This is a genomic window from Lapidilactobacillus bayanensis, from assembly GCF_003946695.1.
In the GTDB taxonomy this organism is placed as follows: domain Bacteria; phylum Bacillota; class Bacilli; order Lactobacillales; family Lactobacillaceae; genus Lapidilactobacillus; species Lapidilactobacillus bayanensis.
Genome location: NZ_RHOX01000010.1, coordinates 71582 through 87739, shown reverse-complemented (window position 1 = coordinate 87739; position 16158 = coordinate 71582). Strand labels below are relative to the sequence as shown.

The following is a 16158-nucleotide window of genomic DNA, read 5'->3' as shown; positions in this document are numbered from 1 at the left end:
TCGACTTATGATTCCGACTACTACGGCTCATAGCGGACTTTCACCGCCTAGATAACAATCATGCCGAGCGCACCAAAAAATGGAACTGGGCTTTTCATCCCAGTTCCATTCTACTCGCTTAGTCACCAATACTGTAATTTGGTGCTTCTTTCGTAATTTGCACATCGTGTGGATGTGACTCGCGTAAACCTGCACCCGTTATTTTTACAAATTGAGCTTTATCTTGTAATTCTAAGATGTTAGCTGCGCCAACATAACCCATGCCTGAACGTAAGCCGCCTTCCATCTGGAAGATAACATCAGCCAAGGCACCCTTATAAGCAACCCGACCTTCAATTCCTTCAGGAACTAACTTATCAGCTTCGTTAACACCAGATTGAAAATAACGATCAGCCGAGCCATGCGACATAGCAGCCAGAGAACCCATTCCTCGATATGTCTTGAAACGACGACCTTGGAAAATTTCGAATTCACCGGGAGCTTCGTCGGTACCTGCTAACATACCACCAAGCATAACGGCTGTACCGCCAGCAGCCAGAGCCTTAACAATATCACCAGAGAACTTAATGCCACCATCGGCAATAATTGCTTTGCCCCGTTTACGCGCCTCACTAGCAGCGTCATAAACAGCTGTAATTTGGGGAACACCAACACCGGCTACAATTCGTGTCGTACAGATCGAACCAGGACCAATTCCAACCTTAACGACATCTGCACCTGCATCAAATAAGGCAGCTGTACCGGCTGCAGTAGCCACATTACCAGCAATCAACGTCTTATCTGGAAAAGCAACACGAATTTCTGAAATTTTACGTAAAACACCTGCCGAATGCCCATGAGCTGTGTCAATAATAATTGCATCTGCACCTGCATCAAACAAGGCTTGAGCGCGTTCAAAAGTATCCGAAGTAACCCCAACTGCCGCAGCAACTAATAAACGGCCATCAGCATCTTTAGCCGAGTTAGGATATTGTTTAACATTTTCGATGTCTTTAATTGTAATTAGACCACTTAAGCGACCGTTCTCGTCAACTAATGGTAATTTTTCAATCCGATATTGTTGTAAAATCTTTTCGGCAGCCGTTAATGAAGTTCCGGCTTTAGCCGTAATCAAATGATCACTGGTCATAACCTGTTCAACTGGTGCCTCAAAGTCGGTTACGAAACGCAAATCGCGATTCGTGACAATCCCAACTAATTTCAAGCTTTTACTATCCGCAACAACTGGTACACCACTTATTCGATAACGTCGCATTAATTCGGCTGCTTCTTTAGCGGGATGATCGGGTGTCATATAGAACGGATCCGTTATAACGCCGCTTTCCGAGCGTTTAACCTTGCGAACTTCATCGGCTTGCTGAGCAACACTCATATTCTTGTGAATCACACCTAGGCCACCTTGACGCGCCATCGCAATAGCCATCTTAGCTTCAGTAACCGTATCCATACTTGCACTAAGGATTGGTACATTTAAGTGCAGATTAGCTGCCAGATCAACAGACAGATCAACATCATGCGGTAGCACATGGCTTTCAGCTGGAATTAACAACACATCATCAAAAGTAAGTGCCTCTTTTACAAACTTGTGGTCCCAATTACTCATTAAAGATAGCCTCCAGATATATTTTTTTGTTGTAACTTGCTAATAGTTGTTGTTCATTATAGCAGTTAATTTGTTCTTTTTCAGGGAATTATCACGAAATCGCAAATAATAATTCTGCGCAACTTGAGATTGATCAAGAACCGCGTTGTAATGACTAATTAAACGAGCCGTTCTGTTTAACTAAATCTTTAATTAGACCGGACGACAATGTTAAGACATTGGGGCTTAAGTTGTTATTCTCAAACAATATAAAACAAAAGGAACTGGGATTTCCCCACTTCCTTAATTTTAACTTTACATTAATCGTCCCGTAATATGATAGTAGCGGCGGAATAAGTAGCGTGCGCCATAGGCAAGTGCAGCTAACACCAAGTAACCCCAACCTGGTAAAACTGGATTTAACGCTGGGTTAATAAAGGCCGTAATTGAGACTAGCAATAAAACACCAACAGTAGCCAGCGCCCCTTTACCGATAACACCCCAGCTCATTTTTGACTTCTCGCCATTCTTACGACGATCACGGGCAGCTTGCATCTCATCAGTAAACCAAGTTAATAAGAAACCAAAGGCAACTGACATGATTAAGAGACTCAACAGGCCAGACGAGCCGTTGTTTTTGGTATTACTGTTAGGTATTAGGCCCATAACGCTAAATAACACACCCAAAATAACTAGGTACAAGAAAGTCCAGTCAACAGAACGCATCCAATATTTTAATTCCGTTGGTTTTTTCTTTGGATGCAAAAGTTGGTCTACTTGGAAACTTGGTGAACCGAAGATTTGATTGGCCGGCTTACCGATACGTTGATTTTTGATAATTTCTGGTAGAATGCTATCGAGTTTCGCGTCTGCATCCGCATCAGTATAACCAGCCTCAACAAGTAATTTATGCAGTTTAAAAACGTAATCATTATTCTTATTTGTTAATTCAGCGCGTAACTCAGCTGGAGACATCGCTTCGATTTGAGCGTTAGCAGCCTCTTTTGATGACTCTTTGTCGGTCATTTTTTGTGTTTGTTCGTCACGTGCTTGTTGATTTCTTTCTTCTGTAGATGCCAATATGATGTGCTCCTTTTCAACTCATTCATTTAATTCATTAGACGTTAAATCTAAATTCGATAATGTCGCCATCTTGAACTTCGTACTCTTTACCTTCAGAACGCAACCGACCAGCTTCGCGAGCAGCTTGCATACTGCCGTACTTGTCCAAATCAGCGAACGAAACCGTCTCGGCCCGAATAAATCCGCGTTCAAAGTCAGAATGAATCACACCAGCGACTTGTGGTGCCTTCATCCCTTTCTTAAAAGTCCAGGCGCGTGTTTCTGGACCACCAGCAGTGAAGAAAGTAGCCAAGCCTAACAATGAATATGAAGCCTTAATCAACTTATCAAGGCCAGACTCACTGACCCCTTCAGCAGCTAAGAAATCAGCTTTATCAGCATCATCTAACTCGGCGATTTCTTCTTCGGTTCTTGCAGAAATGGCAATCGCCTCAGCATTATCTTGAACAGCATAATCACGGACAACTTGGAAGTATGGATCAGAATCAGGATCAGCCATTGCTTCTTCGGCAATATTTGCAACATAAAGCACCGGTTTAGCTGTTAGTAAGAATAGCCCCTTAACGATCTTTTGTTCTTCTTCATCGAATTCGATTGAGCGAACTGGTTTACCAGCTTCCAATGCAGGTTTGATTGTTTCAAGAACGTTAAATTCTGCGACGGCTTCTTTGTCCTTGGTTGTTCGTGCAACTTTGGCAACGCGCTCATAACGTTTATTAATACTATCCAAATCAGCGAAGATTAATTCCAGATTAATTGTCTCAATATCATCTTTGGGATCAACCGTACCTGTAACGCTGGTAATATTGTCATCATCGAAAGCTCGAACAACATGAACAATGGCATCAACTTGCTGAATATTCTCTAAGAATTTATTGCCGAGGCCCTCACCTTTACTGGCACCTTTGACAATTCCAGCAATATCGGTAAATTCAAAAGTTGTGTGCACTATTTTCTTAGCGGGAATAATTTCATCAATTCGAGCTAACCGAGTGTCAGGGACTTCAACCATTCCCACGTTAGGGTCAATTGTCGCAAAAGGATAATTGGCCATCTCGGCACCTGCTTTAGTAATTGCGTTAAATAAGGTTGACTTGCCAACGTTTGGTAAACCAACAATACCAGCTGTTAATGACATGATTATACTTCCTCTTTTTTATTTATTTGCATGATTTTTTAGAGTCGCGGACGTTTAATCTCTGCAGGGACTAAGTATTCAGGCTCCGTGCTGGGATCAACTTCTGCAGCTGGTTGCATGATCTTTTTCATCTTTCTAGTGAAATCATGACGCGACAGCATCACTAAATGACCACAGCCCATACATTTGATTTTAATATCAGCGCCCAGCCGGATAATTTCCCAACGGTTTTCGCCGCAAGCGTGAGGCTTTTTCATTTGAACTAAATCACCTAATTCAAACATTGAACTACCTCCTTAATCGACTTGAATGTTTAAAGTATCAAGAATTCGATTTAAATCTTTAACTGATGTGTAGTTAATCTCGATTTTACCAGCGCCGCGTTTATTAGCGTTGATCTTAACTTTAGTCCCTAAACGATCAACTAGCGCTGTTTCAGTAGCCCGAATATAAGGCGATTTCACAGCTTTACTAGTTTTTGCCTTTGGTCTATCTGCATTCAACTGGAGCACCAATTGTTCCAACTGCCGCACTGTTAAGTTTTCTTTGATCGCTTTTTGAGCAACATCGTTAATTTCGTCTTTTTTCTTCAGGCTTAACAAGGTTCGTGCCTGCGCCATTGATAATTTACCAGCTTGTAAATATTTCTTTGTTTCATCTGGCAAAGTTAAGAGCCGTAGATAGTTGGCAATGTATGGCCGACTTTTGCCGATTCGTTCAGAAACTTCCTCCTGCGTTAATGCTAACTTCTTGATGAGCGTTTGATAAGCTTCTGCTTCTTCAAGTGGTGATAAATCTTCTCGTTGTAAGTTTTCCAACACAGCAATTTCCATCATTTGTTGCTCATCCATCTGCCGGACAATTGCGGGAATGGTTTCTTTACCGGCCATCTTGCTTGCTCGATAACGACGCTCGCCAGCAATAATTTCATAACCATTTAAACTTTTACGTACGATAATAGGTTGAAATACTCCACTTTGGGCAATCGAATCAGCCAATTCTTGTAACGCCGTTTCGTCAAAAGTTTTACGTGGTTGGTAGGGATTCGGACGAACATCAGTTAACGCTAATTCTTCAACGACTTCTTGATCCGTATTTAAAGATTCAATGTCAGAGAAAAGTGCGTCAATTCCGCGGCCAAGTCCTTTTGAATTCTTATTTATCGCCATTAGCTATTAGAACCTCCCTTGCTAAAGCTTCATAAACTTCCGCGCCACGGGAACGATGATCATAATCAATAATCGCCATGCCGTAACTTGGCGCTTCTGCTAAACGCGTAATGCGCGGAATGACTGTTTGGTAAACTCGTTCTCTAAAGGTCTTGCGCACTTCTTCAATCACTTCTGCACCAAGGTTCGTTCGCACATCGTACATAGTTAACAGAACGCCTTCAATACTTAGCTCTGGATTAAAATGCTTTTGAACTAAGCGCACGGTGTTTAGTAGTTGGCTCAATCCTTCCAAGGCATAATATTCACTCTGCACCGGAATAATAATCGAGTCGCTGGCGGTAAAAGCGTTGATTGATAATTGGCCCAAAGACGGCGGGCAATCAATCAAGACATAATCATAGTCTTTCTTAACGCCGGCCAAGCCTTTCTTCAACCGTTGCTCGCGGCCAGACTGATTGGTCAATTCGATCTCCGCACCGGCCAATTGAATTGTCGCGGGTACAATATCAAGGTGTGGTCGCTTCGTGTGATAGATTGCCCTTTTCACCGGGGTTTCATTAATCAAAACATCATAAACATCACGGGAAACATCTGATTTCTTAATTCCCAGACCACTGGTTGCATTACCTTGAGGATCACTATCGATAATCAAAATCCGTTTGCCAGCCTCATTTAAGCAAGCTGCTAGATTGATAGTAGTGGTGGTTTTACCCACGCCGCCTTTTTGATTTGCTATGGAAATAACCTTGACCATTTAATTCTCCTCTTTACTGTTGGGCTGATCTACTGAGACATCGATCGTAATCGTGTAATGATCCTGGGAATGCTTTTCTTGATAAGTGATTTTTGTTTGGTCCGTCGTCATTTTTTTAAGTGTTTGTTTAATCTTGACTGCAACTTTGTTTAAATCTAGCGGTTTATCAACTATTTGCTTGGTTGCCTTTTTTTGCTTGGCAACTGTTTGTGGCGCCTCATTCAAGCTAGCAATCAATTGATCCGTCTGGCTAACCGTCAAATGATCCGTCAGAATTTGCTTTAACACAATTGTCTGTGTGATCGAATCTAACTTCAGAAGTGTCCGGCCATGGCGTGCGGTAATCTGGCCAGCAGCAATTGCTTTTTGCGCCGCTTCTGGTAGCTTTAATAATCGTAACTGGTTAGCCACATAAGACTGACTCTTGCCTAAACGCTGCGCCAATTGACCCTGTGTCACATGAGTCACATCTAGTAACTTCTGATAAGCATTTGCTTCATCAATCGGATTTAAATTCTCACGCTGTAGATTTTCGATAACGGCCATTTCTGCAGACTCTTGGTCCGTCATCTGCTTAATAATTGCGGAAATGTTGGCCCACCCTAAAGATTGGACCGCACGAAAACGACGTTCACCAGCAATAATCTCGTAATGATCACGACTGTATTCACGCAAGACAATTGGTTGCAATAAGCCATGAGCAGCAATTGTGCCCGCTAATTCAGCAATTGACTCCGCACTAAATTGCTTACGCGGTTGAAAACGATTAGGTACGATTTGCAAAACCGGAATCTGCTGAATATCTTCTTCAGTCTGATCATGACTGTTTTGCCTAATATTATTTGAATGATTTGGTTGTGAATCAAAGAAAGCCATTTAGATCCCCCTTAAGTCAGCTAAACGTCTAACCTATTAGTGGTGCTTTGCTAATCGTCCCCGGTTTACGCGGATAGGTCTTGGGCGTCTCTTTTGTTTTCTTAACAACAATAATTGCGCGTTGGTCATCTGTAATTGGTAATGCTAAAGAAACCGCCTGTTCCAACTTGCCGCCCAAAACATGCAAGGCGTGATCAGCAACATCAAGTTCAGTGAGCCCCTTACTGCCCTTCATGGCAATAAAGTAGCCACCTTTTTTCACTAATGGCAAGCACAGCTCTGCTAAGACTGGTAAGTTGGCTACCGCGCGTGCTGTTACGACGTCATAGCTTTGACGATATGGCGACCGTTTGCTACCAAAGTCCTCAGCTCGTTGATGATAAAACGCCACGTTTTCTAAAGACAATGTGGTGGCCAGTTCTTCCAAAAACTTAATGCGTTTATTTAATGAATCAACAATACTAACTTGTAATTGCGGAAAAGCAATTTTAATTGGGATTGATGGAAAACCAGCACCAGCACCAACATCTAATAAAGATAGCGATTCCGTTCGTAGCTGTGGAAAAGCCAATACTAAAGTAAGTGAGTCATAAAAGTGCTTCAAATAAACGTCATTTTTTTCTGTGATTGCAGTTAAATTAACGTTTTTATTCGTTTCCACTAACAATTGATAGTAGTCAGCAAACTGCCGCATTTGTTGTTCAGTTAAGTTGATGCCTTGTTCTGCCAAAGCAATTCGAAATTCTTCGGGTGTCATATTAACCTCGCGTTCTTCGTGAAACAAATAGTTGTTTCACGCACTGAATTAACTTTAACGAAAAACGCCACCATTTGCAAGTTCATAACGCGTTATATCGCGCAAAACTATTAGGAAACTTACGGATTTGACAATCGCTCAACAGCAATCTTTTACGTAATCAAACCTTTAAATTCAATTTTAAAAAAAGAGTCTTGCTAACAATCTTAGCCTCGGTCTCCCAGTCAATCCCGCGAGAAGCTTTTTAGAAAAGATAAATTACGCTTTTTCGCCAACAGACGTATAAAACAGCCGTGTAATCGATTACAATGTGGTGGGAGGTTTTAACCATGAAAATAGATAAAATAAACATCGCCATTATTGGTTGCGGCGTCATTAGTGATATTTATATCACTTCTCTGCAATCTAAGTTTGAAATTACTAATGTTGTCGCTTGTTTTGATCTTAATCGTAGTAAAATGCTCGCTCAAGCCGCTAAATACAACATTAAAGCCATGAGCTACGAGCAAATCTTAAATGATCCTGATATTAATTTGATTATCAATCTAACTAATCCGGCGGCGCATTACTCAATTACGAAGCAAGCGTTAGTACACGATAAAAATGTTTTTTCAGAAAAAATGCTTGCTGTAGATCTTGAGGAAGGTCAAGAATTGTGTCGGTTAGCCAGAGAGCATCACGTTCGGCTGGGTGTCGCGCCTGATACTTTTTTAGGTGGTGGCATCCAAACTGCCCGTTATATTCTTGATCAAGGCTTAATCGGCACACCACTTTCCGCTGTCGTTTCGCTCAATCGTGACTTTGGTGTCTACGCTGATATTTTCCCCCATATGAATCAAAGGGGCGGGACATTACCCTTCGATACTGGTTGCTATTACCTGACAGCACTTGCCAATCTTTTCGGTCCGGCCACTTAAGTTAGCGGTATGGGACGAATTTATCACAAACAGCGCATCGGCTTACGAACGGACAAACCCTGGTTTAACGAACCAACAACCGTAGCAGCTGCAAATATTCTCACCGCGTTAGTTCAATATGATAATGGTGTCTTAGCCACTGTTCACGTCAATTCTGAAAATATTTTAACGGAAGAACCGATTCTAACTGTTTATGGGACAGAAGGCATTTTGAAACTCGGTGACCCTAATTGTTTCGGTTCACAAAACTATCTTCAAAAACCAAACAACGAAATTACAGCATTTCCATTTACACACGGTTATCTAGCTGATTCTCGTGGTCTTGGTGCCGCTGAAATGGCTTGGGCAATGCGTGCAGAACGCCCACATCGCGCAAGTATGGAAATGGGCTATCACGTCTTTGAACTCATTCACGGCATGTACATTAGTTCTAAAACCGGTGACCGTTATCACATGCAATCCACTTTTGAAAAACCACAGCCCTTACCATCCGGTTTTCTTGATAACGGATTTTGGGGACCAACTGAAGAAAGCGCACTAGTCTGACTGGAGGACAAAACGATGCAAATTAAACAAATTGCTCATGTTTCTTTTAAAGTAACTGATATGAATGCCGCCTTAAAGTATTATGTTGACGGCCTCGGCTTTACCGATAAATTCGAGCTTAATGACGAAAAGAATCGGCCTTGGATTAAATATTTAGAAATTACACCGGGCCAGTTTCTAGAACTCTTTTATGATCTTGATAATCGAGAAAAGGCCACTCACGGCTATCAGTTTGATGGTTATCTGCATTTAAGTCTGGAAGTTGAAGATATTCAAACGCTTGAACAATCGTTACGTGCCAAAGGACTGCCCGTTAACAGCGAGATTTGTTTTGGCCCAGACAATTCCTACCAATTATGGAGCGAGGATCCTGATGGGAACCAAATTGAATTCATGCAATACACACCCGACTCATTTCAGCTACGTTAAACATCGCGCTAATTAAATCGACGACGATCAGAAAGTAGAACAAAATTCTAACGCTAGGTATTTTAGATTGTTGTAAGACAAAGCCTGAGTACCAATACCTAACCACACTGTTTTATTCGAATAAAATGGTCAAACAAAGTGACTAAGTTTATTAGCCAACTCAGCGCGGCTTTCGTCCCACTTTTATTTTTGTACCTTTATTCATTGAATCAGATCAGCAATCGTAGCGGTGTCATTTTTTGACTATCTCTGCAACGGCCGTTTTATTTGTTGATATCGAAGCAATTAGCATGACGTTTCAAAATAGATTTGCGCAAATTCATCAGAATCATCATTCTTTAAAATATGTTCGATTGATATTGAGTTAACAACAGTTTCAAACTGCCAGTTTTTTGCTTGCAGTTGACTAAGTAAATTCTTAGCCACTTCTTCATTTAATCCTTGCCCAATCGTCACGTGAGGAATATAGGCCAAGTCTGCCCGTAAATAGCGACTGAATTCAAGCTGCTGATACAAGGCATCGTGAAGTGCGGTAATAATTGCTGAGCCATTTGCAACTTCCAGCCAGACATAACCGGCTTCCGGAGCACCACCAACGTTACTTAATTGAATTGCAAATGAACCAAACTGCGTTGCTATTCGTTTAACCGCGTCGATAATTAAAACATCTGGGCAACTACTTTCAAATGGAAATACCAAAGAAATATGCGGGCGAATATGTGTTGCCAATGAATCATACTGAGCTCTAATCTGATCAATTTCGAATTGATTTTCAAAGCTGGGGAAAAGTAATATTGACCTGAACATAATCATGGCCTCCTGTCCTGAAATAAGCTGCTAACGACACTGTTTTCTAGCCGTGCGTGTTACGATGGTGACATTTCAACCGGTTCCAGCAGGTGCCAACATCACTTGTGGTATGGACTGCCTTCATTAATCATAAACGCGCGATAAATCTGTTCCGTCAGAACAACCCGCATTAATTGATGCGGCAGTGTTAATTTACCGAAGCTTAACGTATCAGCACCGCGTCTTAGCACTTCTGGGCTTAACCCTAATGAGCCACCAATAACAAAGGTGAGATCGCTATGACCATAAGTGGTTAGTCGTGCCAATTCTTTAGCAAATTCCTCAGAAGCTCGTTGTCGCCCTTTAATCGCTAAGATAATCACGTATTCTTTATCTTTAATTTTGTCGAGAATCCGTTCACCTTCAAGTTGCATCACTTGATCCATTTGAGCCTGGCTTAACTTTTCCGGTGCTTTTTCATCTGGAACTTCAACAATTTCGAACTTGGTAAAGCGACTTAATCTTTTGGCATACTCCGCAATCGCCGCCTTGAAATATTTCTCTTTTAATTTACCGACACAAACAATTTTAATGTTCATCATCTTCAACTCCCTACTTCAACTAATACTCATTTTACACTCAAACACCTGAAACGAAAGTGAGATCAAAAAAGATTCGCCGCGATGATGAATCAATCGTTTCATTTAGCTAAATTCTGTGGTCATGTAGCACAAAACTGACAGGATCAGTTTGACCCAAGCCTTTCCGTCACAACAACGTCAAATAATCGTGGTTAGTATTTTGACCCGCGATTTTAGAACCTTCCGATTAAAAAATCGCATTGTAGTAAGTTGACCATTTAATTTACTGAACAACATTATTTACGTTGGATTCTGCGTAACGTCACTAGAATCCTTGCTATTTGATGAACATCTGTTATATTAGTAACCGGACAATGTCCACTGTAGCACTTCTGAATCCGCGAGGTTTCTCCTTTGGCTACAGTTAATTAGTGGCACAATTCGTGTCATAAAGGAGTGCATGAAATGACAAAAGAACAGAACCACTTGCGCGATTTAGTTATCGCCGCAATTATTGCCGCATTATATGTGGCACTGACTTATTTAAGTCAGATGTTTGGCCTCGGTTATGGTGCAATTCAGTTACGTCTTTCCGAGATGTTGGTTTGCTTGGTGGTTTTCAACAAGCGTTATATCTGGGGTGTTACCATTGGCTGTGTCTTAGCCAACTTATCCAGCACTTTAGGGCCGGTCGATATCATTTGGGGCTCGTTAGAAACTTTGCTAGCATTGACTGTAATCTACTTTGTTAGCAAGCGTCTCCACAACCTCAAGGCCAAATTAGCTAGTGCCGTCATTATTGGTACGGTCTTCATGTTCATGATTGCTGCAGAATTAATGGTTTTACTTAAGTTTCCTTTCTGGATCACTTATTTAACCACCGCTGCTGGTGAATTTGCTTCACTAACAATCGGCGCCGTTTTACTTTACTTTATCAGCAAGCGCGTCGATTTAGTTTCGTAATTGAATAATCCTGCGACAAGGAACTGGGAGAAATCCCGGTTCCTTTTATTTTGCACTGTTGTAAACCGAAAACCTGCATGCTAATCACTTAACTACACCGTTTTATTCGATCAAATAATTGATCCAACTAAACAGTGAAGTCAGTTACTGCATTCGATTCAGCGCTCTCCTTTTTCTGTGTCATTTTGACCACGCGAATAACTTATCCACATCTTTATTTTGCAACCGAAACAAATTAGGAACGAAAAAAACAAATTCCAGAAAAATCCACAGCTTTTACGGGTATTTATAGTTAGTCAGACTTTTAATATGTGAATATCCCCAAGTTATCCACATAGTTATCCACTTGTACACATGTTCGCCGCGAAATCTTGTGTCAAAAAATAGGCTTGATACAAAATAAGCGATTGAACGATGTCAAGCAATTTATTTTATTTTTTATTTCTCAGCGTTTATACACACTAAGAAAAGTTCTGCCGGTATCGTGAAACAGTTGACCTGATGGGGGTTATCGTAGATTTCACTCATCTGTTCAAAAGTTATTCACAGCTGTGAACAATTATGTGCATAACTTTTGAGGTTCGCTAAATCCCATTATTATTGACTATGCACAATTTTGTTCACAGGCTGTGGATAAGTATTAAACAATACACAGGTACTTGACAAATTTCCAATCTTTGCTTAGCAATTATTAAGAAAAGGTTAAGAGACTTCAATGTCTTATTTGCGAACAATCTTGTGAAACCAAAACGAACTGATTATTCAATTTTATTAAGTTATCAAGACTAATTTGATATGGCTTTGCTGCTAAATTAACTTTGATGACTAATATTTTTATGCGTTCTGGAACAAAATACGAGTTGTCAATAAAACATGTCCCAGCAATAACCGAATAATTACTAATAATTACTGCTTATTCAAGTCTAGTTTACAAATATTAGTTACTTACCACTAATAACAGCCCTTGCTAATTGTTGAAGAATTTGAACTTGACTCCACAAAAAACGCCTAACCTTATTTAGGTTAGACGTTCTCACTGATCACTTTAATTTAATTAATTACTGCTACTGCTTGAACTTGTCGAACTACTACTAGCTTCTTGATCTAACGTAACTGTTGTCGTATGGGCAGTACCATCACGATAATACTTGACTTGAATCTTATCACCTAATTTATGGGCATAAACAATCGTATGAATCGTGGCGATACTATCAACTTTCTTACCGTCAACTGCAACAATCGTATCATACTTCTTTAAGCCAGCAGTTTTTGCTGGTGAACCGGAATTAACTGATGCGATTACCACGCCGCTCGTTACTGAAGATGGTAATTTCAAGGTTGACTTTTGCGCATCAGACGTTACATTGGCTAAGTCGACAATTGAAACCCCTAATGCCGGACGGGAAACTTTACCGTTCGTCACTAATTGATTCGTAATTGAAACAACTTCATCACTAGGAATAGCAAAGCCCATTCCTTCAACTGAAGTACCATCTGAACTTGAAGCCAACTTACTAGAATTAATTCCAATGACTTGACCGGAACTATTAACTAGGGGACCACCAGAGTTACCTGGATTAATCGCCGCATCAGTTTGAATAACAGTTGCTTGACCTGTCACCTGATTAGAATCTTCATCCGTAACGTCGATTGTCCGCGCCTTGGCCGAAACAATTCCTTGCGTCACTGACGTTGCATAGTCACTCCCTAATGGCGAACCAATCGCAATGACCGGTTCACCAGTCGTAATTGTCGAAGAATTGCCAAAAGTAGCAACTGTTTTAACTTTGGCGGCATCAATTGACAAGACGGCTAAGTCAGTCGTTGCATCAGTCCCGACAATTTTAGCAGTTAACTTCGTCCCATCTGATAAGATAACTTCGATTTTATCAGAGCCGGAAACAACGTGATTGTTAGTGGCGATATAAGCTTTGCCATCGGCTTTCTTATAAATCACGCCAGAACCTTCACTAACTGTTTCCAATTTCGAATCGCTACTAGAAGAACTGCTGCTGTCATCATCACTACTGTCACTACTACCGCTATTACCAAACAAGCTTGCAAAAGGATCATCAGATTGTTGACTTTCCTTTTGCTGATTAATCACTGAAACAACCGCCCCTTCCACTTTGCTGAAGGCTTTAGTCATTGAACTACTTGTTTTAACCGATACATTACTAACTTTGGTTGTTCCTGCTGCACTTGAAGTTGTACTGCTATCAGAAGAGGTTGCTTGATCTTTATTAACCATTTCAAAGCCAGCAAAGGCGACACCACCACCAATTAAAGCAGAAATAACAGCTACAATAGCGATTTGCCACAGGGAAACACCTTTTTTGCCCCGATGTTGACCGCCATTGGCGTTTTGACTATTAAAATCATTTAGATTATTTTGTTCGTTCATTATCTATCCATCTCCTTAAAAAAATCACAGTATTGACTGATCATTCAATTTACATATTACTGAGAAAGTATGAAAAAACTATGAACTAACCTTTGCTAAATCGTTAACTAATCATGTTATTTTTCGTAAGGAAAGATAACAATTCAATTAACAACACAATTAAAGCAATTTTGGTTTTGTCCATAGTTAAATAATAAAACAAATCACAAAACTGAGCTCTAAAAAAGCTCACTAAATTTTAGTCAAGGGATCAGCAAGCGCCGGATCTGTATCAAGGATCTTAAAATCCTGACCCACTGCATAGTCATGGTCCTTTAAAAACTCGGTGACCGTTGCATGCGCTAAATCTTTAAAATTATTTTCCTGACTTAAATGACCAAGAAAAATATGCTTAGTACGATGGCCGAGAACCTCCATTAATGTCTGGGCACCATCATCATTAGATAAATGTCCGCGATCACTAAGAATCCGTTGCTTTAATGACCAAGGATAGGCACCATTGCGCAACATGTTTAAATCATGATTACATTCCATTAAGTAGCCGTCGGCGTCCTTGATTGTCCCCGCCACACGGTCAGAAACATACCCTGTGTCAGTTAAAATTGCAAAGGCCTTATCATCGTGATGAAACTGATAAAATTGCGGTTCAGCTGCATCATGAGACACGCCGAAACTTTCAATATCTAAATCACCCAACGTCAAAACTGTTCCCATTTTGAAAATATGTTGTTGCTCTAGCGCCACCTTACCAATTTTAGGAGCCATCGCTTGCCACGTTCCCTCATTGGCATAGACAGCCATATGATAACGCCGCGCCAAAACACCAACACCATGAATATGGTCCGTATGTTCATGCGTCACAAATAAAGCATCGACATCATTGAGATCGCGGTGAATACTGCTCATTAATTCTGCTAATTTTTTACCAGACAGGCCGGCATCAACTAATACCTTTTGCTGTGGTGTTTCAATATACGTCGCATTACCTGAACTGCTGCTAGCTAAAACACTAACGTACATTCCCTGACTTTGTTCCAAAGTCATCTTATAAAGCTCCCCTTCGCTAAAAAATAAACCATCGTTAGCTTAGCATGAACAACGCCAAGATGCGATTGCTAAAGACTAATTATTAGAAAAATAAAAGAGATTGCGCCAATTTCAAGCATTAGCCTCAATCTCTGATCATCGCTGAATTGTTAATTCGTGGCTGGAATTGCCGCGGAATCTGTGGTCGTACTACTGGAGGTATCAGAACTAAGAATTGAACTGGCATCAACACTTGTTGAGGCATCATTCGTTGACGTATTTGAATTTGTCTCTGTCGTACTCGAAGACGAGCTAGAGGACGTTGTGCTACCACTAGAACTTTGATTTTTAATAACAGTGCTATTTAAAGCGTTGACCTTCTTCAAGGCTTCATTATTCGTTCCTTTATGCTGAACCATGACATTCCACACCGGCACAAAAATCACACTGCCACGAACATTTATTAATTCTGAATAACCTAATTTACACCAAATAATTTTAGAATTTTCAGGAATTTCACTGGAAATATAAAGTAATTGCACAGCGTCGTAAGCACTGATTGTCGTTTGCTTTTCCCGCAGAACTGTTAAATCACTGACATATGTTTGCGTGTAACTGACTACCGCATTATTGGAGATTTTAAAAACCAGTTCCCCCTGTGAATCGATAATTGCCCCGTGCTTAGTCTTTTGAATAAAAACAATATTATCATTCGAGGACAGACCAGCAGAATATTCATAGTGACTACCAAAAATAATATTATTACCAGTCTTAACATAGAGCTTTAATTCAGCGACTGCCTTCTTCTTAGATAACAGTACTGGAATCCCGAATTCACTGCGCAATATATGTGTGGCACGGTTGTATGAATAAGTTTGATTACTAAGCTCACTAAGATATTGGCGCAGCGGATCAGTGACCTGACTAGAAAGATAATAACCTTCACTTTGCTTAGTCGAAAGTGAACCAACCGTAATATTATCATCGCGCATATCGCGTAAGATTGTACTGCTAGTAGAAGCAGTTTGATCATCGGAGAAAACAATGTTGTTATTATTTTGCATGTAAGAAACGCCTAGGAAGATATCAAGACCGATAAAAACGATCAAAAAGATCCATTCAATGCGACGAAAATCCATTC

Annotated in this window: 17 protein-coding genes; 4 read left to right on the top strand and 13 right to left on the bottom strand. The window is 40.6% G+C overall.

Annotation, left to right across the window (positions count from 1 at the left end):
- Nucleotides 1–118 precede the first annotated feature (118 nt).
- The 8 genes from guaB to rsmG form a co-directional block, all read right to left on the bottom strand.
- Nucleotides 119–1603: an IMP dehydrogenase gene (guaB, locus tag EKM65_RS05440; protein WP_125606416.1), complete on the bottom strand. Its 1485-nt coding sequence runs from the start codon at nucleotides 1601–1603 to the stop codon at nucleotides 119–121.
- Between the two features lie 294 nt (nucleotides 1604–1897).
- Nucleotides 1898–2662: a DUF1129 family protein gene (locus EKM65_RS05435; protein ID WP_125606414.1), complete on the bottom strand. Its 765-nt coding sequence runs from the start codon at nucleotides 2660–2662 to the stop codon at nucleotides 1898–1900.
- 37 nt (nucleotides 2663–2699) lie between these two features.
- Nucleotides 2700–3803, bottom strand: a complete 1104-nt coding sequence (gene ychF, locus EKM65_RS05430; RefSeq protein ID WP_125606412.1) for a redox-regulated ATPase YchF — start codon at nucleotides 3801–3803, stop codon at nucleotides 2700–2702.
- A gap of 38 nt (nucleotides 3804–3841) precedes the next feature.
- A complete protein-coding gene (locus tag EKM65_RS05425) occupies nucleotides 3842–4087 on the bottom strand; it encodes a DUF951 domain-containing protein (protein ID WP_125606409.1) in 246 nt (81 codons plus the stop codon).
- Between the two features lie 12 nt (nucleotides 4088–4099).
- Entirely contained in the window at nucleotides 4100–4972 is an 873-nt protein-coding gene (locus EKM65_RS05420; RefSeq protein ID WP_125606407.1) for a ParB/RepB/Spo0J family partition protein, read from the bottom strand.
- Nucleotides 4959–5729, bottom strand: coding sequence for a ParA family protein (locus EKM65_RS05415; RefSeq protein ID WP_125606405.1), 771 nt, complete (start codon nucleotides 5727–5729; stop codon nucleotides 4959–4961). The genes EKM65_RS05420 and EKM65_RS05415 overlap by 14 nt, the downstream gene beginning before the upstream one ends.
- Entirely contained in the window at nucleotides 5730–6605 is an 876-nt protein-coding gene (locus tag EKM65_RS05410) for a ParB/RepB/Spo0J family partition protein (RefSeq protein WP_125606403.1), read from the bottom strand.
- Between the two features lie 28 nt (nucleotides 6606–6633).
- Nucleotides 6634–7362, bottom strand: coding sequence for a 16S rRNA (guanine(527)-N(7))-methyltransferase RsmG (gene rsmG, locus EKM65_RS05405; protein ID WP_125606401.1), 729 nt, complete (start codon nucleotides 7360–7362; stop codon nucleotides 6634–6636).
- A 329-nt stretch (nucleotides 7363–7691) separates the two neighbouring features.
- Here rsmG and EKM65_RS11455 point away from each other — a divergent pair, with 329 nt between their 5' ends.
- From EKM65_RS11455 to EKM65_RS05395, 3 genes are read left to right on the top strand one after another with little or no spacing between them, the layout of a single operon-like run.
- Nucleotides 7692–8279, top strand: coding sequence for a Gfo/Idh/MocA family protein (locus tag EKM65_RS11455; RefSeq protein ID WP_225420410.1), 588 nt, complete (start codon nucleotides 7692–7694; stop codon nucleotides 8277–8279).
- Nucleotides 8280–8288: 9 nt separating this feature from the next.
- Entirely contained in the window at nucleotides 8289–8825 is a 537-nt protein-coding gene (locus EKM65_RS11450; protein WP_225420409.1) for a hypothetical protein, read from the top strand.
- Between the two features lie 15 nt (nucleotides 8826–8840).
- A complete protein-coding gene (locus EKM65_RS05395) occupies nucleotides 8841–9254 on the top strand; it encodes a VOC family protein (RefSeq protein ID WP_125606399.1) in 414 nt (137 codons plus the stop codon).
- Between the two features lie 285 nt (nucleotides 9255–9539).
- On the opposite strand, the gene EKM65_RS05390 is transcribed toward EKM65_RS05395, so the two are convergent.
- Complete coding sequence (locus EKM65_RS05390) at nucleotides 9540–10061, bottom strand: 2'-5' RNA ligase family protein (RefSeq protein ID WP_125606397.1); 522 nt, start codon at nucleotides 10059–10061, stop codon at nucleotides 9540–9542.
- A gap of 101 nt (nucleotides 10062–10162) precedes the next feature.
- A complete protein-coding gene (gene rlmH / locus EKM65_RS05385) occupies nucleotides 10163–10642 on the bottom strand; it encodes a 23S rRNA (pseudouridine(1915)-N(3))-methyltransferase RlmH (RefSeq protein WP_125606430.1) in 480 nt (159 codons plus the stop codon).
- Nucleotides 10643–11089: 447 nt separating this feature from the next.
- On the opposite strand from rlmH, the gene EKM65_RS05380 reads away from it, so the two are divergent.
- Nucleotides 11090–11587, top strand: a complete 498-nt coding sequence (locus EKM65_RS05380; RefSeq protein WP_125606394.1) for a QueT transporter family protein — start codon at nucleotides 11090–11092, stop codon at nucleotides 11585–11587.
- Nucleotides 11588–12641: 1054 nt separating this feature from the next.
- Here the strand turns inward: EKM65_RS05380 and EKM65_RS05375 are convergent.
- The 3 genes from EKM65_RS05375 to EKM65_RS05365 all read right to left on the bottom strand — a co-directional run bounded on the left by EKM65_RS05375 (nucleotide 12642) and on the right by EKM65_RS05365 (nucleotide 16156).
- Nucleotides 12642–13994, bottom strand: coding sequence for a S1C family serine protease (locus EKM65_RS05375; protein WP_404803131.1), 1353 nt, complete (start codon nucleotides 13992–13994; stop codon nucleotides 12642–12644).
- Nucleotides 13995–14222: 228 nt separating this feature from the next.
- Nucleotides 14223–15035: an MBL fold metallo-hydrolase gene (locus tag EKM65_RS05370; RefSeq protein WP_125606390.1), complete on the bottom strand. Its 813-nt coding sequence runs from the start codon at nucleotides 15033–15035 to the stop codon at nucleotides 14223–14225.
- A 152-nt stretch (nucleotides 15036–15187) separates the two neighbouring features.
- Nucleotides 15188–16156: a two-component system regulatory protein YycI gene (locus EKM65_RS05365; RefSeq protein WP_125606388.1), complete on the bottom strand. Its 969-nt coding sequence runs from the start codon at nucleotides 16154–16156 to the stop codon at nucleotides 15188–15190.
- Nucleotides 16157–16158 lie beyond the last annotated feature (2 nt).

Coding starts and splice junctions, on each gene's coding strand:
- guaB (WP_125606416.1), bottom strand. CDS start 1,603: ATGAGTAATTGGGACCACAAGTTTGTAAAAGAGGCACTTACTTTTGAT.
- EKM65_RS05410 (WP_125606403.1), bottom strand. CDS start 6,605: ATGGCTTTCTTTGATTCACAACCAAATCATTCAAATAATATTAGGCAA.
- EKM65_RS05365 (WP_125606388.1), bottom strand. CDS start 16,156: ATGGATTTTCGTCGCATTGAATGGATCTTTTTGATCGTTTTTATCGGT.
- EKM65_RS05415 (WP_125606405.1), bottom strand. CDS start 5,729: ATGGTCAAGGTTATTTCCATAGCAAATCAAAAAGGCGGCGTGGGTAAA.
- EKM65_RS11450 (WP_225420409.1), top strand. CDS start 8,289: ATGGGACGAATTTATCACAAACAGCGCATCGGCTTACGAACGGACAAA.
- EKM65_RS05420 (WP_125606407.1), bottom strand. CDS start 4,972: ATGGCGATAAATAAGAATTCAAAAGGACTTGGCCGCGGAATTGACGCA.
- rsmG (WP_125606401.1), bottom strand. CDS start 7,362: ATGACACCCGAAGAATTTCGAATTGCTTTGGCAGAACAAGGCATCAAC.
- EKM65_RS05390 (WP_125606397.1), bottom strand. CDS start 10,061: ATGTTCAGGTCAATATTACTTTTCCCCAGCTTTGAAAATCAATTCGAA.
- EKM65_RS11455 (WP_225420410.1), top strand. CDS start 7,692: ATGAAAATAGATAAAATAAACATCGCCATTATTGGTTGCGGCGTCATT.
- EKM65_RS05425 (WP_125606409.1), bottom strand. CDS start 4,087: ATGTTTGAATTAGGTGATTTAGTTCAAATGAAAAAGCCTCACGCTTGC.
- rlmH (WP_125606430.1), bottom strand. CDS start 10,642: ATGAACATTAAAATTGTTTGTGTCGGTAAATTAAAAGAGAAATATTTC.
- EKM65_RS05380 (WP_125606394.1), top strand. CDS start 11,090: ATGACAAAAGAACAGAACCACTTGCGCGATTTAGTTATCGCCGCAATT.
- ychF (WP_125606412.1), bottom strand. CDS start 3,803: ATGTCATTAACAGCTGGTATTGTTGGTTTACCAAACGTTGGCAAGTCA.
- EKM65_RS05395 (WP_125606399.1), top strand. CDS start 8,841: ATGCAAATTAAACAAATTGCTCATGTTTCTTTTAAAGTAACTGATATG.
- EKM65_RS05370 (WP_125606390.1), bottom strand. CDS start 15,035: ATGACTTTGGAACAAAGTCAGGGAATGTACGTTAGTGTTTTAGCTAGC.